The organism is Chryseobacterium sp. BLS98, from assembly GCF_001045445.1.
Taxonomy (GTDB): domain Bacteria; phylum Bacteroidota; class Bacteroidia; order Flavobacteriales; family Weeksellaceae; genus Chryseobacterium.
Genome location: NZ_LFNF01000003.1, coordinates 964,393 through 987,425 on the forward strand (window position 1 = coordinate 964,393; position 23,033 = coordinate 987,425).

24 protein-coding genes are annotated in these 23,033 nt (G+C 38.1%); 18 read left to right on the forward strand and 6 right to left on the reverse strand.

Annotated features, from left to right (window positions below):
* The first annotated feature begins 91 nt into the window (after nt 1–91).
* From ACM40_RS15515 to argH, 8 genes are all read left to right on the forward strand, one after another.
* Nucleotides 92–694, forward strand: a complete 603-nt coding sequence (locus ACM40_RS15515; protein WP_083996875.1) for a GNAT family N-acetyltransferase — start codon at nt 92–94, stop codon at nt 692–694.
* Entirely contained in the window at nt 663–1,874 is a 1,212-nt protein-coding gene (locus ACM40_RS15520) for an argininosuccinate synthase (protein ID WP_048503647.1), read from the forward strand. Before ACM40_RS15515 ends, ACM40_RS15520 begins: the two co-directional genes overlap by 32 nt.
* A 21-nt stretch (nt 1,875–1,895) precedes the next feature.
* On the forward strand, nt 1,896–2,858 hold the full coding sequence (gene argC, locus ACM40_RS15525; RefSeq protein ID WP_083996876.1) for an N-acetyl-gamma-glutamyl-phosphate reductase: 963 nt from the start codon (nt 1,896–1,898) through the stop codon (nt 2,856–2,858).
* A gap of 286 nt (nt 2,859–3,144) precedes the next feature.
* Nucleotides 3,145–4,284 (forward strand): aspartate aminotransferase family protein, encoded by a 1,140-nt coding sequence (locus ACM40_RS15530; RefSeq protein WP_048503795.1) that lies wholly within the window; start codon nt 3,145–3,147, stop codon nt 4,282–4,284.
* A 219-nt stretch (nt 4,285–4,503) separates the two neighbouring features.
* Nucleotides 4,504–5,463 carry an N-acetylornithine carbamoyltransferase gene (locus ACM40_RS15535; RefSeq protein WP_048503649.1) on the forward strand — a complete coding sequence of 320 codons (960 nt, stop codon included), beginning with the start codon at nt 4,504–4,506 and terminating at the stop codon, nt 5,461–5,463.
* A 5-nt stretch (nt 5,464–5,468) separates the two neighbouring features.
* Complete coding sequence (gene argB / locus ACM40_RS15540) at nt 5,469–6,263, forward strand: acetylglutamate kinase (RefSeq protein ID WP_048503650.1); 795 nt, start codon at nt 5,469–5,471, stop codon at nt 6,261–6,263.
* A complete protein-coding gene (locus ACM40_RS15545; protein WP_048503651.1) occupies nt 6,235–7,317 on the forward strand; it encodes a M20 family metallo-hydrolase in 1,083 nt (360 codons plus the stop codon). The genes argB and ACM40_RS15545 overlap by 29 nt, the downstream gene beginning before the upstream one ends.
* 245 nt (nt 7,318–7,562) lie before the next feature.
* Complete coding sequence (gene argH, locus ACM40_RS15550) at nt 7,563–8,867, forward strand: argininosuccinate lyase (RefSeq protein ID WP_048503652.1); 1,305 nt, start codon at nt 7,563–7,565, stop codon at nt 8,865–8,867.
* 158 nt (nt 8,868–9,025) lie between these two features.
* Here argH and ACM40_RS15555 read toward each other — a convergent pair whose 3' ends face one another.
* On the reverse strand, nt 9,026–9,487 hold the full coding sequence (locus ACM40_RS15555; RefSeq protein ID WP_040996232.1) for an Lrp/AsnC family transcriptional regulator: 462 nt from the start codon (nt 9,485–9,487) through the stop codon (nt 9,026–9,028).
* Nucleotides 9,488–9,730: 243 nt separating this feature from the next.
* Between ACM40_RS15555 and ACM40_RS15560 the strand changes: the two genes are divergently transcribed.
* The 3 genes from ACM40_RS15560 to carB all read left to right on the forward strand — a co-directional run bounded on the left by ACM40_RS15560 (nt 9,731) and on the right by carB (nt 15,091).
* Nucleotides 9,731–10,621 carry an aspartate carbamoyltransferase catalytic subunit gene (locus ACM40_RS15560; RefSeq protein ID WP_048503653.1) on the forward strand — a complete coding sequence of 297 codons (891 nt, stop codon included), beginning with the start codon at nt 9,731–9,733 and terminating at the stop codon, nt 10,619–10,621.
* Nucleotides 10,622–10,758: 137 nt separating this feature from the next.
* Nucleotides 10,759–11,832 carry a carbamoyl phosphate synthase small subunit gene (locus ACM40_RS15565; protein ID WP_048503654.1) on the forward strand — a complete coding sequence of 358 codons (1,074 nt, stop codon included), beginning with the start codon at nt 10,759–10,761 and terminating at the stop codon, nt 11,830–11,832.
* A 76-nt stretch (nt 11,833–11,908) separates the two neighbouring features.
* Nucleotides 11,909–15,091 (forward strand): carbamoyl-phosphate synthase large subunit, encoded by a 3,183-nt coding sequence (gene carB / locus ACM40_RS15570; RefSeq protein ID WP_048503655.1) that lies wholly within the window; start codon nt 11,909–11,911, stop codon nt 15,089–15,091.
* 108 nt (nt 15,092–15,199) lie between these two features.
* Here the strand turns inward: carB and ACM40_RS15575 are convergent, their stop codons facing one another.
* Genes ACM40_RS15575 through ACM40_RS15585 form a run of 3 tightly spaced genes read right to left on the reverse strand, consistent with a single transcriptional unit; the run spans nt 15,200 to nt 17,086 of the window.
* Entirely contained in the window at nt 15,200–15,613 is a 414-nt protein-coding gene (locus ACM40_RS15575; RefSeq protein WP_048503656.1) for a hypothetical protein, read from the reverse strand.
* Nucleotides 15,610–16,206, reverse strand: a complete 597-nt coding sequence (locus ACM40_RS15580; protein WP_048503657.1) for a DJ-1/PfpI family protein — start codon at nt 16,204–16,206, stop codon at nt 15,610–15,612. The genes ACM40_RS15575 and ACM40_RS15580 overlap by 4 nt, the downstream gene beginning before the upstream one ends.
* A gap of 28 nt (nt 16,207–16,234) precedes the next feature.
* On the reverse strand, nt 16,235–17,086 hold the full coding sequence (locus ACM40_RS15585; RefSeq protein WP_048503658.1) for a hypothetical protein: 852 nt from the start codon (nt 17,084–17,086) through the stop codon (nt 16,235–16,237).
* A gap of 77 nt (nt 17,087–17,163) precedes the next feature.
* Between ACM40_RS15585 and ACM40_RS15590 the strand changes: the two genes are divergently transcribed.
* The 7 genes from ACM40_RS15590 to ACM40_RS15620 all read left to right on the forward strand — a co-directional run bounded on the left by ACM40_RS15590 (nt 17,164) and on the right by ACM40_RS15620 (nt 21,463).
* Nucleotides 17,164–17,682, forward strand: a complete 519-nt coding sequence (locus tag ACM40_RS15590) for a Crp/Fnr family transcriptional regulator (protein ID WP_048503659.1) — start codon at nt 17,164–17,166, stop codon at nt 17,680–17,682.
* 54 nt (nt 17,683–17,736) lie between these two features.
* The gene (locus ACM40_RS15595; protein ID WP_048503660.1) at nt 17,737–18,285 is read left to right on the forward strand and encodes a DinB family protein; all 549 of its coding nucleotides are present in this window, start codon (nt 17,737–17,739) and stop codon (nt 18,283–18,285) included.
* 41 nt (nt 18,286–18,326) lie between these two features.
* Nucleotides 18,327–18,839, forward strand: coding sequence for a methylated-DNA--[protein]-cysteine S-methyltransferase (locus ACM40_RS15600; RefSeq protein WP_048503661.1), 513 nt, complete (start codon nt 18,327–18,329; stop codon nt 18,837–18,839).
* A 29-nt stretch (nt 18,840–18,868) separates the two neighbouring features.
* Nucleotides 18,869–19,474: a DUF2911 domain-containing protein gene (locus ACM40_RS15605; protein WP_048503796.1), complete on the forward strand. Its 606-nt coding sequence runs from the start codon at nt 18,869–18,871 to the stop codon at nt 19,472–19,474.
* 170 nt (nt 19,475–19,644) lie between these two features.
* Nucleotides 19,645–20,505, forward strand: coding sequence for a hypothetical protein (locus tag ACM40_RS15610; RefSeq protein ID WP_228376188.1), 861 nt, complete (start codon nt 19,645–19,647; stop codon nt 20,503–20,505).
* 68 nt (nt 20,506–20,573) lie between these two features.
* Entirely contained in the window at nt 20,574–21,104 is a 531-nt protein-coding gene (locus tag ACM40_RS15615; protein ID WP_048503663.1) for a GNAT family N-acetyltransferase, read from the forward strand.
* Complete coding sequence (locus ACM40_RS15620) at nt 21,101–21,463, forward strand: cupin domain-containing protein (RefSeq protein WP_048503664.1); 363 nt, start codon at nt 21,101–21,103, stop codon at nt 21,461–21,463. The genes ACM40_RS15615 and ACM40_RS15620 overlap by 4 nt, the downstream gene beginning before the upstream one ends.
* Before the next feature lie 94 nt (nt 21,464–21,557).
* Here ACM40_RS15620 and ACM40_RS15625 read toward each other — a convergent pair whose 3' ends face one another.
* Together ACM40_RS15625 and ACM40_RS15630 are read right to left on the reverse strand one after the other, a co-directional pair.
* A complete protein-coding gene (locus ACM40_RS15625) occupies nt 21,558–22,301 on the reverse strand; it encodes a dienelactone hydrolase family protein (protein WP_048503665.1) in 744 nt (247 codons plus the stop codon).
* A gap of 120 nt (nt 22,302–22,421) precedes the next feature.
* Entirely contained in the window at nt 22,422–23,033 is a 612-nt protein-coding gene (locus ACM40_RS15630; protein ID WP_048503666.1) for an HAD family hydrolase, read from the reverse strand.

Here is a 23,033-nt window from a genome sequence, read left to right on the forward strand (position 1 = left end):
TGTGTATTTAATTTAAACAAAAAAAATATCTTTTTAATTTGGTTTTTAAAGTTATTATGCTTTAAATTTGCCAAAAAATTCAGATAAATAAATGGAAATAGAAATTTCCTCAGACAAACATTTGATGTATGTGAGTGAAATACAGCAGGAAATGTATGATTCTGCACAGCGTAGAGGAACGGGAATCGCAAAACGTTCCATCGAATATTTAACGAAAAAAATTTCAGAAGGTAATGCTGTGGTTGCCACTGAAAATGGTAAATGGGTAGGTTTCTGCTATATAGAAACCTGGTCGCATGGTCAGTTTGTGGCCAACTCGGGACTGATTGTATCGCCGGATTACAGGAACAGAGGTGTAGCTACCCTGATCAAAAATAAAGTTTTCCAGCTATCCAGGGAGAAATATCCGAATGCAAAAGTGTTTGGTTTAACGACAGGACTTGCCGTGATGAAGATCAACAGTGATCTTGGGTATAAGCCGGTGATTTACTCTGAACTTACTCAGGATGAGGAATTTTGGAATGGCTGCAGGAACTGTGTGAATTATGAAATTTTAATGAAAAAGGAGCGTAAAAACTGTCTGTGTACAGCTATGCTTTTCGTTCCTGAAAATAATGATAAAGTGAACGGGACTGAAATTCAGCAGTCCGAAATTGATTACAATGGAGAAAAAGAAAGTCGTCTTAGCGTTTAGCGGAGGTTTGGATACCTCTTACTGTGCCAAATATCTTAGTGAAACACTTGGATATGAAGTGTATGCAGTTACTGTAAATACCGGAGGTTTTTCTAAAGAAGAAGAAAAAGAACTGGAGAAAAAAGCCTTCAATCTTGGGGTAAAAGAATACAGGTGCGTTGATGCTCAGGAAGATTATTATAACTCTTGCGTAAAATATCTGATCTTCGGAAATGTGCTGAAAAATAATACCTATCCACTGTCCGTAAGTGCCGAACGTACTGTTCAGGCACAGGAAATTGCAAAATATGCCATCGAAACCGGTGCTGATGCCATTGCCCACGGAAGTACCGGAGCAGGTAACGACCAGGTGCGTTTCGATTTGATTTTCCAGGTAATGTGCCCGGAAAAAGAAATCATCACGCCAATCCGTGATATGAGCCTTTCCCGTGAAGAAGAAATAGAGTTTTTGAAAAGTCATGGCTACGAAATGGAATTCCATAAAGCCCAGTATTCCGTAAATAAAGGACTTTGGGGAACTTCAGTAGGAGGAAAAGAAACATTGACCTCAAGAAATTATCTTCCCGAGGAAGCTTTTCCGTCACAAATTAAGGAAACCCAGTCTTCAGAACTGGAAATTGAGTTTAAAAACGGTGAAATTATAGGGGTAAACGGAGAGTATTTCAAACATCCCGTTTATGCTATCCAGAAGATCGAAGAACTGGCTTCTGCTTACGGAATCGGCCGTGACATCCATGTAGGAGATACTATTGTCGGAATTAAAGGAAGAGTAGGATTTGAAGCAGCGGCGGCATTGGTGATTATCAAGGCTCATCATTTACTGGAGAAACATACCCTTTCAAAATATCAGCAGATGATGAAGTCCCAGCTGTCCGATTGGTACGGAAACTGGCTTCACGAAGCGCTTTTCTTAGATCCCGTGATGAGAAATATCGAATCTTTTTTAACGGATTCTCAGGCAGTGGTAAGTGGAAAAGTATTCGTAACCCTTCATCCGTATAGGTTTGTTTTAAACGGAATTGAATCCAAGCATGACCTGATGTCCGATAAATTCGGAAGCTATGGTGAAGCAAACAGGGCCTGGACAGGAGAAGATGTAAAAGGATATACAAAAATTGTAAGCAATTCTTTAAATATATACCATCACATCAATTCAAAAGGATCAAAACCAGTCAGTTAATAAAGTCATATCATTTTACATATGAAAAAAGTAGGAATTGTAGGCGCTAACGGCTACACAGGAAGCGAATTGGTCCGTGTGCTGGCTTTTCATCCCAATGTGACATTGAGTTTTTTATATAGCCGTTCCAATTCGGGGACAAAAATTTCAGACTTGTACCCGGATTTAACGGCGGTTTGCGAACAGATTTTAACGGATAAGACTGAAGAGGTAGATATCCTTTTCCTTTGTCTTCCTCATAAAGAAAGCCAAAACTGGCTTACTCAAAATCCTGTGAAGGATGAAACTTTAGTGATTGATCTTGGAAATGATTTCCGTCTGGATGGAAATTTTGGAAACAGAAATTTTATCTATGGACTTCCTGAAATCAATAAAAAAAATCTTCTGGGAGCAAAAAGTATTGCCAATCCCGGATGTTTTGCAACAGCCATTCAGCTGGCACTGCTTCCATTAGCGGAAAAACGTTTGCTGGATGAAGTTTACACGACAGGAATTACAGGTTCAACAGGGGCGGGACAGTCTTTACAACCAACGACCCATTTTACCTGGAGAAACGACAATATTTCAGCTTATAAAACCCTGACGCATCAGCATGTGGATGAAATTTTGCAACAGCTGGTTTCATTCAACCATAAAGATGTTAGTTTGAATTTTGTTCCATGGAGAGGAGATTTTGCAAGAGGGATTTTTACAAGTTCGACGATAAAAACGGATTTAATTTTTTCAGATATCTGTCAGTTGTATCAGGATTTTTATGAAAATGAACCTTTTGTAAAGGTAAGCGAAAATGCAATTGATTTAAAACAGGTTGTCAATACCAATCGCTGTGTGATTCATATAGAAAAGAGTGGAAATGTAGCAGTCATTCACTCAGCGATTGACAATTTGTTGAAAGGAGCCTCCGGACAGGCAGTGCAGAATATGAATATAGCGATGGGCTGGGAAGAAAACCAGGGACTGAACCTGAAACCGATAGCATTTTAAAAGTGAATGATTAATAAAGTGAATTGTCAATAAGTCAATAGTGAATTTTATAATCTGAATTATTTTGACATAGGAAAATGGAGCGTTAAGAAAATTAGTTCTGTGAACGTTAAGAAAATTCTAGTGTTTGAAGCGCGAGAGAATTATTGAATCGAAGAAGTAACACTGAAATCGTGCAAGTTTTAGAATTTTTAGAGAACAGAAATAGTTTTTAGCGGAAGTTTCCAGTCTTGAACTTTTGTTTCTTTTGTTTCAAGACAAAAGAAAAATAAAAAAACAAAAAAAAATGAATTTATTCAACGTATATCCATTATTCAATATAAATCCTGTAAAAGCTCAGGGATCTTTTCTCTGGGACGATAAAGGCGAAAAATATCTCGATTTTTATGGTGGTCATGCCGTGATTTCCATCGGACACAATCATCCGTATTATCAAAATAAATTAAAAAATCAGCTAGAAAAAATTTCTTTCTATTCCAATTCTGTTCAAAACGAATTACAAACTGAACTGGCTGAAAAATTAGGCAAAATTTCAGGATATGAAGATTATAATCTTTTTCTGTGTAATTCCGGAGCTGAAGCGAATGAAAATGCATTGAAGCTGGCATCTTTCCACAACGGAAAAAGCAAAGTACTGTATTTCTCAGGATCATTTCACGGGAGAACCTCTGCGGCTGTTTCTGTGACGGACAATCCAAAAATTGTTGCCCCGGTAAATTTCTCTGAAAGATTTATTAAATCTGAATGGAATGATATCCAGCAACTTGAAGAGATTTTTGAAAAACAAGGAACTGAAATTTCATCCGTAATTATCGAAGGAATCCAGGGAGTAGGCGGAATTATGATTCCGACAGCAGAATTCTTATCTAAAATTAAAGAACTGTGTGAAAAATATGACACTGCTTTAATTCTGGATGAAGTGCAGTCGGGGTATGGAAGAAGCGGATATTTCTTTGCCCATCAGGAATTCGGAATAGAACCGGACATGATTACAACTGCAAAAGGAATGGGAAATGGCTTCCCGATCGGAGGTGTTCTGATTCATCCGAAATTTGAGGCAAGCAATGGCTTACTGGGAACCACTTTCGGAGGAAATCATTTAGCCTGTGCTGCAGCGATTGCAGTTCTGGATGTGATGAAGGAGGAAAATCTTACTGAAAATGCTCAGAAAATGGGTGATTATATTGAAAATGAAATTAAAGGACTCCCACACATTAAATCCATCCGAAGGAAAGGGTTAATGATTGGAATAGAACTGGATCAGGACTGTTCGGAAGCGAGGAAAAGTCTATTGTACGATCATCACATTTTTACCGGAAACTCTAACGATAAAAGTATTTTAAGGATCCTTCCGGCTCTTAATATCGGCAAAGAAGAAACAGATCTTTTTGTCAGTGCTTTAAAAGTAGTTTTAGATAATATTTAAACCGCAAAAGATATGACACTTTAGTAATTATAAGAAATTACTAAATACTTAAGAAGAACACTAGAGTTTCTGAAAATCTTTGATTTTCATCTTATTATGAACTTATTGTTTTCAAAATATTAAACTTTTAAAACTTAAGTGTTCTAAAGTGTTTAAATAAAAAACTTTTGTGCCTTTTGTGGTTAAGATTATCACAATTTAATTAGAAAAAATCATCAAATGAAAAAATTCACCACTGTAAGCGATGTAGAAAACTTACAGGAAATTATAAAAAAAGCTTTACAGATTAAAGAAAACCCTCATTCCGAACCGGAAAAAGGGAAGGGAAAAACAATAGGTCTTGTGTTTTTAAATTCAAGTTTAAGAACACGTTTAAGCAGCCAGATCGCAGCACAGAACCTAGGATTGAATGTCCTTACTTTAAATGCTGCTCAGGAAGCATGGAATCTGGAATTTGCAGACGGGGCGGTAATGAACGGCGATACTGTTGAACACATCAAAGATGCCATTGAAGTATTGAATCAATATTGTGATATTATTGCAGTACGTTGTTTTGCAGGAATGAAATCTAAAGAAGACGATGTGAACGAAAGTATTCTGAGCCAGTTTGAACAGCATGCAAAAGTACCTGTGATTTCTCTGGAATCAGCGACACGTCACCCTTTACAGAGTCTTGCAGACTGTATTACCATTACAGAAAACTGGCAGGAAAAACGTAAACCGAAAGTAGTTCTTACATGGGCTCCGCATATCAAACCGATTGCCCAGGCTGTTGGGAACTCTTTCGCAGAATGGATGCAGGAAATGGATGTAGATTTTGTAATCACCAATCCTGAAGGTTATGATCTGGATAAAAAGTTCACAAAAGATATTCCGGTGATTCATGACCAGGATGAAGCGTTGAAAGATGCAGATTTTATTTATGTGAAAAACTGGTCTTCCTTTGATGATTATGCAGCGATGCCGGAAGTGAAAGAAAACTGGATGTTGACTGCTCAGAAACTGGAAAGTACCAACAACGCAAAGGTAATGCACTGTCTTCCTGTCCGCCGTAACGTAGAATTAAGTGATGAAGTAATGGACGGACAAAACTCCATCATCTATCAGCAGGCAAAGAACCGTATTTTCTCTGCTCAGGCTGTATTCAGTGAAATTCTGGACGGAATTAATTTAAAATAAAGGGTATGGAGAAGCTTTTTGTTGTTAAAATAGGAGGGGCTTTAATTGATGATGAGGAATTATTAAACGGGTTCCTGATACAGTTTTCTGAAATCAAAGAAAAAAAGATCCTTGTGCATGGAGGCGGAAAGCTGGCGACAACTTTGGCTGATAAGCTGGGAATAGAGCAAAAACTGGTAAACGGAAGAAGGATTACGGATAAAGATACGCTGGATATCGTATCCATGGTGTATGCAGGAAGTATCAATAAAAATATAGTGGCTAAACTACAGGTGAGAAACTGTAATGCTATCGGATTTTCCGGTGCTGACGGGAATATCATTCAGGCTAAAAAAAGAATTCACCCTGAAATAGATTTTGGATTTGTAGGTGATATTGATAAGCAAAGTATTAATGAAAAATTACTTTCACAGCTGATAGACCTTGACCTTATCCCTGTTTTTTCAGCCATTACGCATGACAAGAAAGGGAACCTTTTAAACACCAATGCAGATACCATTGCTTCAGTGATTGCACAATCCCTGTCAGACGCTTATGATGTAGAACTTCTGTTTTGCTTTGATAAAGAAGGTGTCCTGGAGAATGTTGAAGACCCGGGATCGGTTATAAAAAGTGTGTCCGAAGAAGAATTTTCTCTTTTAAAAGAAGCAGGAAAACTCCACAAAGGCATTCTTCCCAAGCTTGAAAATGCTATCGGTGCTGTAAAGAATAATGTAAACAAGGTATTCTTAATCAAAGAAACCCAATTGAAAAACCATATAGAAAACCATCATGCAGGAACTGAAATCCGTTTACAATAATGAAGAGCTGCTGAGTAATGCAGTTGAATTGCTTAAAAAACTGATTGCAATTCCTTCATTCAGCAAAGATGAATATAACACCTCCGTGGAAATTGAGAATTTTTTCAAAAAGCATCATATTCCTACGAAGCGTTTTAAAAATAACATCTGGGCAGTTAATAAAAATTTTGATGTATTTAAGCCGTCAATTTTACTAAATACCCATCATGATACTGTAAAACCGAATAAGGCGTACACATTGGATCCCTTTCTTCCGGTTGAGCAGGACGGAAAACTGTACGGATTGGGGAGTAATGATGCAGGAGCTTCCCTGGTTTCTATGGCTCAGGTTTTTTTACATTTTTATGAAAAAGAGAATTTAAAGTACAATTTAATTATTGCCCTGACGGCTGAAGAGGAAATCTCAGGACTTGACGGGATTGAAGCTTTATTTCCGCAGCTTCCGAATATAGAGCTTGCCATTGTGGGAGAGCCTACACAAATGAATCTGGCCATTGCAGAAAAAGGGCTTTTGGTAATTGATGGCGAAATGAAAGGAACTCCTTCCCATGCCGCCCATCCGAATGATGATAATTCCATTGTAAAATGCATGGAAGATCTGCAGAATATTCTGGCTTTTAAATTTCCGAAAGTTTCAGATTATCTGGGGGAGGTGAAGATAACCCTTTCAGGTATTCATGCCGGAGTTCAGCATAATGTGGTTCCGGAAGCATGTACATTCACTTTAGATGTAAGGGTTACGGATGAATACTCTAATAAAGAAGTGTTTGAAATCATTCAGAAGCAGATGAAATCTGCATTGACGGCGAGGTCTTTAAGATTGAATTCCTCGAAAATAGAAATGGAGCATCCGTTCGTACAGGCAGGCTTAGAAATCGGGAGGACAACGTACGGTTCACCAACATCGTCCGATCAGGCCATTATTTCCTGCACATCAGTAAAGATCGGTCCCGGCGACAGCAGGCGCTCTCACACTGCAGATGAATACATTTATATAAAAGAGATCGAAGAAGGAATTGAGATTTATATCAAGATCTTAGAAAAAGTTTTATAAAGACCTCAGGTATCAGAATCCGGACACCAGATTTAAAAAATCTGATATCTGACATCTGAAATCTATTAATCTAAAATAATGTTTTAACCATGCTCAGCAGATGATGAAGTTTGAATATTTTTAATAAAGATTTATGCAAAAATTCAATTAAAAATGAAAGGCTTTAATGTGGAGATGTTTTTTTATAGTTAATAATAAGGACTGCTGGGCGGGTTAAGACAAATCAATATTGTAAAGAAAACATTATGAAAAAAATATGGCAGAAGGATGACCTTGCCACCAATATATTAGTAAGCCAGTTTACTGTCGGGAAAGATCTCGACTTTGATGAGCGTTTGGCAAAATATGACGTTAAAGGTTCTATGGCCCATTGCAAAATGCTGGCAGAAACCGGCATTATCTCCGCTGAAGAGTCCGGACAGATGATCTCTGTTTTGGAAGAAATTTTAAATGATATCGAAAACGGCAGCTTTGAGATTGATAAAGAAGCAGAAGATATTCACTCCCAGGTTGAAGCTATTTTAATTGAAAAATTAGGTGATACAGGAAAGAAAATTCATACCGCAAGATCCCGTAACGATCAGGTTCTGCTGGATATCAAGCTTTATTTACTGGATGAAATTCGTGAAATTACAGCTTTAACCGATGAATTTTTTCAGATCCTGATTAAACTGGCAGATCAGCATAAAAATATATTGCTTCCCGGCTATACCCACTTTCAGATTGCCATGCCATCTTCCTTTGGATTATGGTTTGGAGCTTATGCCGAAGCATTGCTGGATGACGTAGAACTGTTGTTTTCGGTGAAGAACATCATCAATAAAAATCCGCTTGGTTCAGCGGCAGGATATGGTTCATCTTTCCCGATTGATCGTGAAAGTACGACTTATAACCTGGGTTTTCAGTCGATGAACTATAATTCTGTCTATGCTCAGATGACCCGTGGAAAATCTGAAAAAATGTTATCCATGGCTATGGCCACTTTAGCAGGAACTCTTGGAAAATTCTCGTATGATGTGTGTTTATATCTAAGCCAGAATTTTGATTTTATAAGCTTTCCAAAGGAATTTACCACAGGAAGCAGCATTATGCCCCATAAAAAGAATCCGGATATCTTCGAATTGGTTCGTGCACGATGCAACAGAATCCAGTCTTTACCCAATGAACTGATCCTGCTGACGAACAACCTGCCTTCAGGCTACCACAGAGACGTGCAACTCACAAAAGAGATTCTTTTCCCTGCGATCGATTCGTTGAAAGAATGTCTTGAGATTTTAAATTACACCCTTCCGAATATCCAGGTAAAAGACGGAATTCTGGAAGATGAAAAATACAAATACCTGTTCAGCGTAGAGAAAATCAATGAAGAAGTGAAAAAAGGAAGCTCATTCCGCGATGCTTACGTAAAAGTAGGACAGGAGATTGAAAATAATGAATTTGAATTTGAGCCCGGTAACCTTAGCCACACCCATCAGGGAAGCATAGGAAACCTTTGTCTCGATAAAATAGAATATCAGTTCAACAAGCTGAAAAACAAATTATTGGGTTGATAGTTTTTAATCACTGGATTGATTAAAAATTTTATCGGATGCTTCGGCCTCACTCCGTATGGCAACTGCAAAATGACGTTGAGTACAGGAAATGTCATGCTGAGCGAAGTCGAAGCATCTTTTTAACGGATAAATGCTGGATTTTGATTTTAATAGAATTACTCCAGATCAATTTTAAATTTAGTAGATTTTTTCACCTCATGAAGCACAATTGAACTGTGATACTGGCCGATATTAGGGATATTTGAGATCACATTGACTGCGAAATCATTATAAGAGTTAATATCCTTTGCTATGATCTTCAGCATATAGTCGTACTCACCTGAAAGACTGATGATTTCCTGTACTTCATCATATTTCATAATGTTTTTCTCAAAGGTTTCCAGTACTTTCTGGGATTGCTCCTTAAGACGGACATTACAATAGACGACAATATTCAGACCCAGTTTTTCACGGTTTAAAAGGCCAACATATTTCTCAATAATGCCCTGCTTCTCCAGCTGTTTGATACGTTCATAAGTAGGAGTAAACGTAAGACCAATCTTTTCTGAAATTTCTTTCACCGATAAAGTAGAGTCTTCCTGAATAATACTGAGAATCATTTTGTCCTTTAAATCCATAGAATAGGTTTGAGTTTTAACAAAAATATCAATTATAAATGAAAATAAGGAAAGAATAAGAAGGTTTTAATTTATTTAAAACTTTAGTTTTGTAGGTTCACGAAATTTTTGTATCTTTGCACCTAATGAATAAAAGAGTATTTATATCATTAGATTTACCGGGCGAAAGCGCCCTTTACGATATTTATTATTATTAAGCGAAGATGTTGTCTTCGCTTTTTTTATGCTCAAAAATTAAGAATTATGTTTACGATTACAGAACTAAGCACCGAGAGAATCAACAGTATACTGACCGAAGCAATGGCTTTTGCCAACGGTAAAACTGCAAAAATTGAAGGAGAAGTTTTCTGCTCAAATCTTTTCTTTGAAGACAGTACAAGAACAAAGACAAGCTTTGATATCGCAGAAAGAAAGCTGGGATTGCAGGTAGTACCGTTTGATGCTTCACACAGCTCTGTAAACAAAGGCGAAAGTCTTTATGACACTGTAAAGACCATTGAAAGCCTTGGGATAAACCTCGTGGTGATCAGAGATAAGAAGGACAGATATTTTGAAGAACTGAATAATATCACTATTCCGGTGATCAACGGAGGAGACGGAACAGGAAACCATCCTTCCCAGTGTATGCTCGATCTGCTGACGATCTATCAGGAATTCGGAAAATTTGAAGGACTGAAAATAGGAATCGTAGGCGATGTAAAACACAGTCGTGTCGCCAATTCAAATGCAGAAGCATTAAGAAGATTAGGCGCTAAAGTATATTTCTCCGGACCGGAAGACTGGTTTGATGAAGGAGCCCTGATTAACGGAACCTACTTACCGGTTGACCAGTTAATAGCTGAGGTGGATGTTTTAATGCTCCTGAGAATCCAGCACGAAAGACATGATGCGAAAATGAGCTATTCTGCTTCGGAATACCACAGAAAATACGGTCTTACGAAAGAAAGAGAAAAAGCAATGAAAAACGGAGCCATCATCATGCATCCCGCTCCGATCAACAGGGGAGTTGAGATTGATACGGACCTTGTAGAATGTGAACGTTCAAGAGTATTCAAGCAAATGCAGAACGGCGTTTTTGCAAGAATGGCCATTCTGAAAGAAACTTTAGAAAAAGAAGGCTATACCTTTAAATAAGGTTTGGGATTCCGGTTTCGGGTTCCGGATCTTGAACCGACAAAAATTCCCCTCCTCTGGAGAGATGGCAAAAATTCAAAGAATTTTTGACGGGGTGGTTAAAAAATAAAAAGTAAAAGAAAATCTAAATAAATAAAATGAAGAAAAAATTAATACTGGAGTCCGGTGAAGTATTTCATGGAGAAGGTTTCGGAGCAGAGGCGGAAACTGCCGGGGAAGTAGTTTTCAATACCGGAATGACAGGGTATCAGGAGTTGATCTCAGACCCGTCATACTGCGGTCAGATTGTTTGCATGACCTATCCGCTTATCGGGAATTATGGTATTAACCGTGATGATTATGAAAGTATCGAGCCGGCTATTAAAGGACTTATCGTAAAAGAACTTTGCGACCTTCCTTCCAATTTCCGTACTCAGATGACTTTAGATGAATTATTTAAAAAGAAAAACCTTTCCGGAATTTCCGGAATTGACACCAGAAGACTGACCAGAATCCTGCGTAATTATGGAGTGGTAAAAGGAAAGATCGTCAATGCAGATGCTGACGAAAATGCAGTAACCGCAGAACTGAAATCTACAAATTTCCCTACCAACCAGGTAGAAACAGTTTCTACAAAAACTCCTTACGCCAACCCGGGAAGAGGCTTTAAAGTAGTATTGGTAGATTTCGGGTCCAAATTAGGAATTATCAGAGAGTTGTCTCAAAGAAACTGCGATATCACCGTAGTTTCCCAGGATGTAACTGCAGAAGAAATTTTACTGATGGATCCTGATGGAGTAATGCTTTCAAACGGCCCTGGTGATCCTGAAGACAATCAGCACGCTCTTGAAATGATCCGAGGAATTTTGGGCAAAGTTCCTATTTTCGGAATCTGCTTGGGACATCAGTTGATCGGTTTGGCTTGCGGAGCAAAAACGTTCAAGTTAAAATTCGGTCACAGAGGAGGGAACCACCCGGTACTGGATTTAGAGAAAAACAAAGTGGCAATTACTTCCCAAAACCATGGGTATGCAGTAGATCAGGAAAGTTTGAAAGGGACAGATTTAATTGAAACGCACATCGCATTGAACGACAGAACAAACGAAGGATTGAAACATAAAATCCACCCTTGCTTCTCAGTTCAGTATCACCCGGAAGCAAGCCCAGGTCCTGAAGATGCAAATTATTTATTTGATGAATTCATTGATTTAATGGAAAACTTCAAAAAGTAAGTATAACATTCAAGTCTAATTCAAAAAAGTAAAACACGCGCTAGAAATCTGAAATCTGGCATCTAAAAAAAGAAAAATGGCAAAACGTACAGATATAAAAACAATTTTAGTAATCGGTTCAGGACCCATCATCATTGGGCAGGCAGCTGAATTCGATTATGCAGGAACACAAGCTTGCCTCTCTTTGAGAGAAGAAGGTTACAAAGTGATTTTGATCAACTCAAATCCGGCAACCATTATGACGGATGTGGAAATCGCAGATAAAGTATACATCGAGCCGATTTCACTTCAGTTTGTAAGCCACATCATCAGAAAAGAGCGTCCGGATGCACTTTTACCGACGCTTGGTGGCCAGACCGGTCTGAATATGGCGGTGGAACTGGAGAAATCAGGAATTCTTGAAGAATGCAAAGTAGAAGTATTGGGGACCAAACTTTCTGCGATCAACAGAGCGGAAGACAGAGACCTTTTCCGTGAGCTGATGAGAGAGCTGAATGAGCCCGTTCCGGAATCCGATATTGTAACTACAGTGGAAGGAGCAATTCGTTTTGCTGATGAGATCGGTTATCCTGTGATTGTTCGTCCTGCCTTTACGATGGGAGGAACAGGAGGAGGGATTGCCTCTACGGAAGCTGAATTGAAAGAAATTGCTGAGTTAGGATTGAAATATAGTCCTGTTACACAGTGTCTTATCGAAAAATCAATTGCAGGTTTCAAAGAAATTGAATACGAAGTAATGCGTGATGCAAACGACAATGCGATTGTGGTTTGTAACATGGAAAATATAGATCCTGTAGGAGTTCACACAGGAGATTCAATTGTGGTAGCACCTTCTCAGACGCTTTCAGACAGAGAGTATCAGTTACTGAGAAATGCTTCTTTAAAAATCATCAGAGCTCTGGGAATCGAAGGAGGTTGTAACGTACAGCTGGCTTTAGACCCACATTCCTTCGACTACTACATCATCGAGGTGAATCCTAGGGTTTCCCGTTCATCAGCTTTAGCATCAAAAGCAACCGGATATCCGATTGCTAAAATTGCGGCAAAAATTGCGGTAGGTTTAACGCTTGACGAAATCATGAACCCGGTGACAGGAAAAACATATGCTTGTTTTGAACCTGCCCTTGACTATGTGGTAACAAAATTCCCGAGATTCCCATTCGATAAATTCGAAACGGCGGACAGAAGATTATCTACCCAGATGAAAGCAACGGGGGAAGTAATGGCCATCGGAAGAAACTTTGAAGAATCTTTACAGAAAGCCATCCGTTCCCTTGAAACAGGAATCAGACATTTAGGATTAAAAACAAAACAGGCTGAAGCACTTACCGCTGAAGAAATTGAAAGAAGAATTAAAGTTTGCGATGATGAAAGACTTTTTATCATCGGAGATGCTTTGAGAAGAGGTTACGACTGGGAGCAGATCGTAGAATGGAGCAAAATTGATAAATTCTTCATCTGGAAACTTAAAAAATTAGTTGATTTCGAAAAAGTAATCGCGGCCAATAAATTTGACAAAGAAACCTTAATCCAGGCTAAGAAATTAGGTTTCGCTGATATGAACATCGCCCATCTTTGGGAAGTAAAGCAGCGTGAAGTTTTCGATTTCAGAAAAGAAAACGGGGTTATGCCGGTTTATAAAATGGTAGACACCTGCGCCGCTGAATTCGAAAGTGAAACTCCATACTTCTACGGAACTTACGAAGAAGAAAACGAAAGTGTTGTTTCCAATAAAGAAAAAATTATCGTTCTAGGCTCAGGACCTATCAGAATCGGGCAGGGAGTGGAATTTGACTATGCTACGGTGCACTCGGTTTGGGCAATCAAAGAGATGGGGTACGAAGCAATCATCATCAACAACAACCCGGAAACAGTTTCTACAGACTTCTCCATATCAGATAAATTATACTTCGAACCATTAACGGAAGAAGATGTAATGAATATTATCGAGCTTGAAAAACCAAAAGGAGTAGTGGTACAGTTCGGAGGACAGACGGCAATTAACCTTGCAGATAAACTGGCTTCTCACGGCGTACAGATCCTTGGAACTTCACTGGAAGACCTTGACAGAGCTGAAAACAGGGATAAATTCGAAAAGGCACTTCAGGAAATGGGAATTCCTCAGCCTTTAGGAAAAACATCAACTTCTAAAGAAGAAGCGATAAAAATTGCTAACGAGATCGGTTACCCGGTACTGGTACGTCCAAGCTACGTATTGGGAGGGCGCGCCATGGAAATTGTATACGGTGAGGCAGAACTTGCTTACTACATGGAAAATGCAGTGGAGGCAAGCCCTAAACACCCTGTCCTGGTGGATAAATACATGGTAGGAAAAGAAATAGAGATCGATGCAATCTGCGATGGCGAAACCGTGGTGATTCCTGGAATCATGGAGCATATCGAAAGAGCAGGAGTACACTCAGGAGACTCTATTGCGGTATATCCTACACAGAATGTTTCACAGAAAGAGATCGATACCCTGGTAGACTATACACAAAGACTGGCTAAAGGACTGAATGTAATAGGTTTAATGAATATCCAGTATGTTCTTTTCGAAGGAAATGTTTATGTGATCGAAGTGAATCCACGTTCATCAAGAACAGTTCCGTTCCTGTCTAAAATTACTGAAGTTCCAATGGCGAACCTGGCAACGAAAGCAATTCTAGGTCAGAAACTGAAAGATTTAGGATACAAAAACGGATTGGTTCCGAGTAAAGAAGGAGTCTTCGTAAAAGTTCCTGTATTCTCTTTCTCAAAACTGACGAAGGTAGATATCTCCTTAGGTCCTGAAATGAAGTCTACCGGAGAAGTAATGGGGAAAGATACAACACTGGAAAAAGCCCTTTACAAAGGATTGATCGCAGCAGGAAGAAAAGTTCCTATGCACGGTTCAATTTTGTTCACCGTTGCAGATAAGCACAAGCAGGAAGCGGCAGACCTGGCAGCAAGATTCCACGAAGTTGGTTTCAGAATCTGGGCTACGGAAGGAACTGCTAAATTCTTTGAAGAAAAAGGGATTCCTTGTAAAATAGGATACAAGATTGGAGAAGATGATGTGAACCTTATTGACCTGATCCAGAAAGGAAAAGTACAGTATGTGGTGAATACCATGACAAAAGGTAAGCAGGTGGAAAGAGACGGATTCCAGATCAGAAGAATGAGTGTGGAGAACGGCGTTCCTTGTTTAACATCCATGGACACGGTAGAAGCCATCCTGAAAGTTATAGAAAGCATGAGCTTCAAAATGGAGACCATGTAATTCTGGCACTAGTTGATATTATAAACCCCTGCAAGAAACTTGCAGGGGTTTATAATATCAACTCACGGATGTCCGGATTGCCTATTCATGAGCTTTTAATTTTATGTTCTAACCGAATCCGGGATGTTCTGCTTTTCCCGAAAGATCCTCATTATTGATCCTTTTCCACAGCGCACGGCTTCTTTGTAAAAGCAATCTCAGATCTTTTTTAGTAGCATTGATGAAAATCGAATCATTCACAGGAATATAAGAATCACCCTTTATTTTTATATCCGGAAAACTATTCTTGAGTAGCATTTTTTTCGCTTTTTCCTCCATATTTTTATCCAGGTTCAAAATATTGCCAAAACATGATTCTAACTGATCAAAGTACCAGTTGGTATCAATAATGATGTGGGCATATAATTGGGCTAAAGACCAGCAGTCAGGGGTTTCTTGTTTTCTGAATACGGTTTCATCATAATTTTCCAGACCTTCAATAAAGGTATTCAAAGTGTACTCAAATAGTTTATCTCTTATCATTCAGATACATTTTGAATGAAGTTGTATTCCATATAAGCTGCGGTTTCTTTTGCCGTATTGCTGCTATAAAGAAGCGTTACAATATGAAAAGACAGGTCTATTCCTGCGCTGATGCCTCCGGAAGTAAAAATTTTGCCTTCCTGGACAAACCTTTTTTCTTTTTGCGGTAAACCCGAAGGCACAATTTCTTCCATATGCTCGTAAACATCCTGGTGGGTACAATATTTTTTGTTGTCCAGCAGGCCCAAAGTCCCAAGTATCCGGGATCCTGAGCAAATGCTTACTGTATACAGCGTGTTGTGATGAATCTGTTCAACCCAGGTTAACGTCTCTTGATCAACCATTGCCTTTCTGGAACCTACACCACCGGAAATAATAAGGATATCAACAGGCGGGCAATCCTGAAAATTATATTTCGGATTAACGGAAAGTCCATTAACAGCAGAAATTGCATTACTATCCCTCGCAACAGTAAACACATTAAAGAGTTCAGAATCTTTTAATTCTGAAGCTACCGAAAACACTTCGAAGGGACCTGCAAAATCAAGCACTTCAGCATTATCGAAAATGAGAATAGCGACATTTTTTTTCATTATTCAGTTTATTTGATTTTTTTGTCCCTTAATTGATCTTATAATACGGTTCCGAAAAATATTTATTCGGCTTGATATAAGCTGTTTTCCTATCTGCATCAAAGATCCAGTTGAACCTTCTCAGCATATCTGCCCCGAAATAATTGACCGTCTGGGTTTTCAGGTCCCCGGCAAAAAATCCTGCTGAAACATCTTTCAGAACAGCATTGCCTAATTTGAAGCGAGGAAGTACTCCCTGCTTGGTAACTACACTTTTTCCACTCGAGTTTTTCAGAGTTTTTTCACCTGTAATCTTTAGCTTTTTGTCCAGTCCTTTTTCGTCTGCAAACTCATTGCTGTACAGCAGTCCGCCCGAGTATCCTGACTGCAGGAGAAAATAAGCTTCTTCTTGTTGATCATCAATCACACTATCCCCGGCGATGAAAAACTGTTCATGATCATAAAGAAGCGTAATAGGCTGGTAGCCCACCAGATCAGGCTGTTTGTCATAAATTACAAACTGATTGTTGTCATAATCGATCTTAAAAGCCTTTCCTGAAAACATGCCCGTCCCGATTTTTCCATCCGCTTCATGCCCTGTCAGTTCATGATCAAAAAACCGGACATTATTCAGGGTGAATTTTCCAATCTGTACAGTGTTTTTTTCACTGATTCCATCTTTATTGAAAACAATATGATCTGCTTTGCGCTGTGTTTCCGGAGAAATAGAAGCATCCTTCATGGCAATCTGGAACATCAGATCCAGGGAATCTTTTTGATTGACCAGCGTTTTTACAATGATGTTGTTATGTTTGGTTATCCTAAAGGGAATAGTATGCTGCGCATGTACACTGGAAAAAAAAGCTGAAAACAGTAGAATAAGACTTGTTTTTTTGAACATTCTGATAGGATTATTGGTTAAGTTCCGGAATTTTAAAATTACCCATTATCTTTGGAACAGCAAACAATAAAAATCAGATGATTCAGAAACTGCTCGAAAGTGGTCTTCACTGGGAAAAAAAAGAATTCAGAAGAAATGATTTTCTGAAGCTTTCAGGAAGTGCCGATACTCAAATTTATTTTATAGAAAAAGGAAGTGTGAGGATCTTTATGACGGACGAAAATGAAGAAAGGATCATCCGTTTCGGATATACAGGAAATATTATTACTTCTATGGATTCCTTTTTGTCCGGAAAACCTTCTGATCTTTGTATTCAGGCTATCAAAAAAACAACTGTAAAAACAGCTTCAAAAAAAGACTTCTCCGAATTTATTCAGAAGAATGACAACAACCTTCATTTTTGGATCAATATTCTCGAAGATCTGGTACTCCAGCAGCTCGAAAGAGAAAAAGACCTGCTGATCAGCTCACCCGGGGAGCGTTTTGAAAGAGTCTTAAAAAGGAGCCCAAAACTTTTTCAGGAAATTCCCAATAAATACATTGCCAATTACCTAAGAATGTCTCCGGAAACTCTGTCCCGACTTAAAAAATCTTGAGTTCAGTCAAGATTTATCAAAAAGACGATTCCGAAATTTGCATAAAAATCATCAATGAAAATTTCTACATCACAATTATTAGATGAATTAAAAACACAGACTGAGAATCATGTTCAATATGCAGAAAAACTGTTGGAACTGCCGGATGAAAAGCTTAATTCGAGAGTTTCAAATGACAGCTGGAGCACATTGGAATGCTTTGAACATCTCAACCGTTATGGTAACTTTTATATTCCCGAAATTAATAAAAGAATTTCTTCTTCAGAAACTTCTTTCACGTCTGTTTTTAAATCCGGGATTTTAGGGAATTACTTTGCTAAATCTATGCTTCCCAAGGAAAAACTGAATAAAATGAAAACTTTCAAAAGCATGGATCCAATCAATAGCCAGCTCGACAAAAATGTAGTGAAAGAATTTATAAAACAACACAACCAGTTAATAGCATTACTCCAAAAGGCTAATCATGTCGATCTTAATAAAGTGAAAACCGACATCAGCATTTCAAAATTAATAAAACTTAGGTTGGGCGATACTTTCCGTTTTATAATCAGCCATAATGAAAGACATATTCAACAGGTTGAAAGAATTTTGATGAATCTTTAACCTTTCGTGGTAAATATCCGGAAATTGATTAATTTTAATTAATGGAAATCATCTATCGTAAAATCATACAGACTCCACTTGGAGAAATGGCCGCTTGTGCTATAAACCAGGGAATCTGCCTACTCGAATTCACCGACCGGAAGAATTTTGATAACCAGTTTATCTCCTTATCAAAAGCATTAAAATCTGATATTAAAGACGGTGAGCACAGCCACTTCATACAGCTTGAAAAGGAATTAAAAGAATACTTTGAAGGAAAAAGGACAAAATTTGATGTGCCTTTATACATCACCGGTACCCAGTTTCAGGAAAAGGTCTGGCAGCTTCTTCGTGAAATTCCGATGGGAGAGACCAGAACTTACAAACAGCAATCAGAATTTCTTGGAAATCCCAAAGCAATACGTGCAGTAGGAACTGCAAACGGAATCAATAAAATTGCCATTCTGATTCCCTGTCACCGCGTCATAGGATCAAACGGTGAGTTGGTGGGCTATGCGGGAGGAATCTGGAGAAAGCAAAAATTATTGGAATTGGAAAAGGCTATTTTGTTTTGATTTTTGTAAATTTAGGCAAAAATTTACACGTGAAAAAGTTACTATTTGCACTTTGCATATCAGCTTCGGCTTTAAGTTTTGCCCAGGATTACTCGGTACCGGCAGTAAGTCCGCGTCAGAAAGTAGAACAGCAGTTTTCCATGTCTAAAATTACAATAGATTACGGAAGACCAGGAGTAAAAGGGCGTAAAATCTTCGGAGAACTGGTTCCTTATGGACAGGTTTGGAGAGCGGGAGCCAATTCATCAACCAAAATCACATTCGGACAATCCGTTAATTTCGGAGGAAAAGTTGTTCAGGCAGGAACATATGGACTTTTCATCGTTCCTACAGAAAAAGAATGGAAGGTAATATTAAATAAAGATTTTCAGCAGTGGGGGGCTTATACCTATGATCCGAAACAGGATGTAGTAGACGTAACCGTACCGGTAAACAAGTTGGCCGACAAACAGGAGTGGTTTGAAATTACGCTCAACCCAACTGATGAAAACTCAGGAAATCTGGTTATCAAATGGGATATGGCTCAGGCAGAAGTTGCTTTGAAACCTGCCAAGCCGGATGCTGTCATCAAAATTTCAGATAAACTGAAAGAAATTAAGAAAATAGAAGCTGACGCTGCAAAAACAAAAAGCTAAACAATATTGTTCTATTGATAAATCCTCTTCAAGTAAGAGGATTTTTTTTGTAATATTTATGAAAAAAAGTAAATGATATTTTTTAGTTAAGATAAAATTTTTATATAATTTGAAGAAATTTTAAAATGTTATTTTAAATAATTTTGATGCCTACTATTTATGATGAAATTATGACTTTTCAAAAATTGTTTTACTTATTATTCTTTGTTTTATTAATCTCCTGTACAGGTGGAAATGAAGATGATGTTACAGCAACACAAAATACTGTATCCAACAGAATATTAAAATTTTATGGCCCGGATCCTGCTCTAACTACTCCAATTGCTCAAAATCAAAGTTTTACAATTGCAAATGGAAAAGTTACCAATTACGATTTTGGAGCATGGGCTGGAAAAGGTGAAATTTTTTATTCGGGAAATAAGATCACAAAAATTATAACATCAAATTACCTTACTCCTGTGTATTCAAATGTAGAATTCTTTTTTGAATATGATAATAATGTCCTGAAAAAAATAAAAGGTGTTTATTCAGGTGGAACTGTTGAAAGAATAGATGTTCTTAGAATATTTTATGAGAATAGTAAAATTAGCAGACTGGTAAATAGTCAGTATCAGGATGAGTATGATATAACAACAAATAATTATAATGCTCTTTCCAGGCAATATGCATTTGCTTACTCTGGTGAAAATATTGCAGAAATTATACAGAATATAGGATATTACAGTGAAGCGCAAGGTTTTAGTGCAGGAATTAATGCTCCAACCAGATTTATTTATGAAGACTATACAGATCAGAAAAATCCATTTTCTACATTTCCTGTCGAGTTAAGAGTATTTTTATCTTCTGTAATATCAACCAATTTTCAGATACAGTGTAAAAATTTTCCTAAAAAGAAGACATTTAAAAATCCCAATTATTATGATTCAGTGGAGCAGGCTGAGTTTAAAAGTGATTCCGAAGGTTGGATTATCTCAGAACATGAACCCAATAATCCTCTTGCAAGAGCGGTTTTTCTTTATGAGATTTACTAAAGAAATCTTTTGTAATATTCAAAAATTATCTTAAATTTAGGTAAAAGTTGATTAGCATATTATTAAAAATGAAAACATTCTCTATACAACTTGTTTTAGAAAATCAGGACTATAAATTAATCCCCTTACAGCAAGGGGATTTTGAGTCTTTATATGAAGTGGCATCCGATCCCAGAGTTTGGGAACAGCATCCGAATCCGGACCGTTATAAAAGAGAAGTTTTTGAATCTTTTTTTAAGGGTGCTATGGAAAGCGAAGGAGCCTTTAAAATTATTGAAAAATCATCCGGTGATGTTTTGGGAAGCACCCGTTTTTATAATTATGATGAGGACGACAACCATATTTTCATAGGATATACTTTCTACGGAACAAAATCCTGGGGAAAAGGAATTAACCCCCAGATAAAAAAAATAATGCTTGATTATATCTTTCAGTTTGTAGATAAGGTACATTTTCATGTCGGGAAAGAAAATCTCCGCTCTCAGATTGCCATGGAAAGAATCGGCGGTAAGAAAATCGCGGAAGAAGAAGTCGCTTATTATGCAGAACCTTCAAGAACCAATTTCGTCTATGAAATCAAAAAGGAAGATCAGTCATGAAGAAATATAAAATCCAGAAATCACCGTTTGCAGTGCCTACTACAGACGGGAAACTTATAGAAGAGCACTGGGGAAATTCTACGGGAAACTCAAATGTTTCCATTGCCCACATGGTAGCACCGCCGGATTGGAGCGAACCGCATCAGACCCCGGATTTCGATGAGTTTACCCTGATTATTTCGGGAAAAAAGCAGTTTGAAATAGACGGGGAAGTTATTATCCTCGAAAAAGGACAGAGCATTTTAATAGAAAAAGGAGCAAGGGTACGTTACAGCAATCCGTTTTCGGAATCGTGCGAGTACATTGCCATTTGTCTTCCTGCATTTTCTATGGATTTGGTCAACAGGGAAGAAGCTTAAATAATATAACAGTTTAACAGTGCAACAATTTACCAATTCCGGTTTTGGTTAAAGTATTGTTACACTGTTAAACTGTTATTGCTACATTAAAAAATTATTTCAAGATCTCCTTCAGAAACATCAGTGTATGATTCCAGGCTCTTTTGGCCATCACTTCATTATAATCCGGTGATTTCGGATCTGTGAAAGTATGCTTTGAATGGGCATAGGTGATGATCTGCCAGTCTGCATTGCCCTCGTTCATTTCTTTGATGAGGTTATTGTAATCTTCCGGAGTCACGCCTTGGTCATCTGCCGGATTTTCAACCAATATTTTCGTGGAAATAGGTCCGTTTTTTCTTGTCTGGTCCTTTCCGATACTTCCGTGAATGGAAACCACTCCTACAACAGGGAGACTTCCTCTTGCAGATTCCAATGCACCCGTTCCCCCGAAACAATATCCGATCACGGCAATTTTATCAGAGATCGCTCCGTTTTTCTTCAACTGTTCCAAAGCCAGGGAAATCCGTTTCTGGTAGGCATCATAATTCTGTTTGTAATATCCCGCTGTTTTGCCTGCAGAAGCATTGTCGGTAGGAATATTTCCTTCACCGTAAATGTCAGCAATAAAGGCGATATATCCTTGCTTTTCAAGTTCGGCTGCGGCAGTTTTGGCCTCATCATCGATCCCTTTCCATGCCGGAAGAATCAGAACTCCCGGAAGTTTTTTCCCTGCGTTGGAAGTGACCAGGCCATTCAGTTTCTGTGAACCATCCTGATAGGAAACACTCTTAAGTTTCTGGCTGAAAACAGTTCCTGCGCTCATCAGGAAAGCCGCTAATAAAAGGGTACGTATCATATTTTGTAATTTTTGTGGATTGTTAAGCTGGTTTCAAACTATAATCAATATAAATTTCCAACTAAATTAATGAAAATAACTCGTATTGAGGATAATAGTGTACTTTCGGTCAGAAATTGTTCAGACTTTAATTCCCATACCTGCCAGTTCCTGTTCCAGATCTGTATCAGGGTCAATTTTGATGGTTTTAAAGCCCAAAGACTCGGCCATTTCAATATTTTTAGGGTTATCATCAATAAAAAGCGATTCCGCTGCCTGAATGTTGTATCTTTCCAACAAAACGTGCCAGATCTTTGGGTCCGGCTTTATGAGCTTTTCTGTTCCTGAAACCACAATTTTCCCTTCAAAAATCTGGAAGAAGTCATAATTTTCCAGGGCATACGGAAAAGTTTCCTCAGACCAGTTGGTAAGTCCGAATAAATGATAATCGGTAGTTGCCAAACGTCTTAGAATGTCTACATTCTGTGGAATATCGCTTTTCAGCATCACTGTCCAGTTATCATAATAGGCTCTGAGCTCCTTTTCCCATTCCGGAAATTTATTGACCTGGAACTCGGTGCCTTCTGCCAGGCTTCTTCCCCGGTCCTGTTCCTCATTCCATTCAGATTGGGCGATATGCTGTAGAAAATATTCCATTTTTTCATCGTCGTTGAAATAATCTTTGAAAAAATATCTCGGATTCCAATCCACTAATACGCCGCCAAAATCGAAGATGATATTTTTGATTTCCAT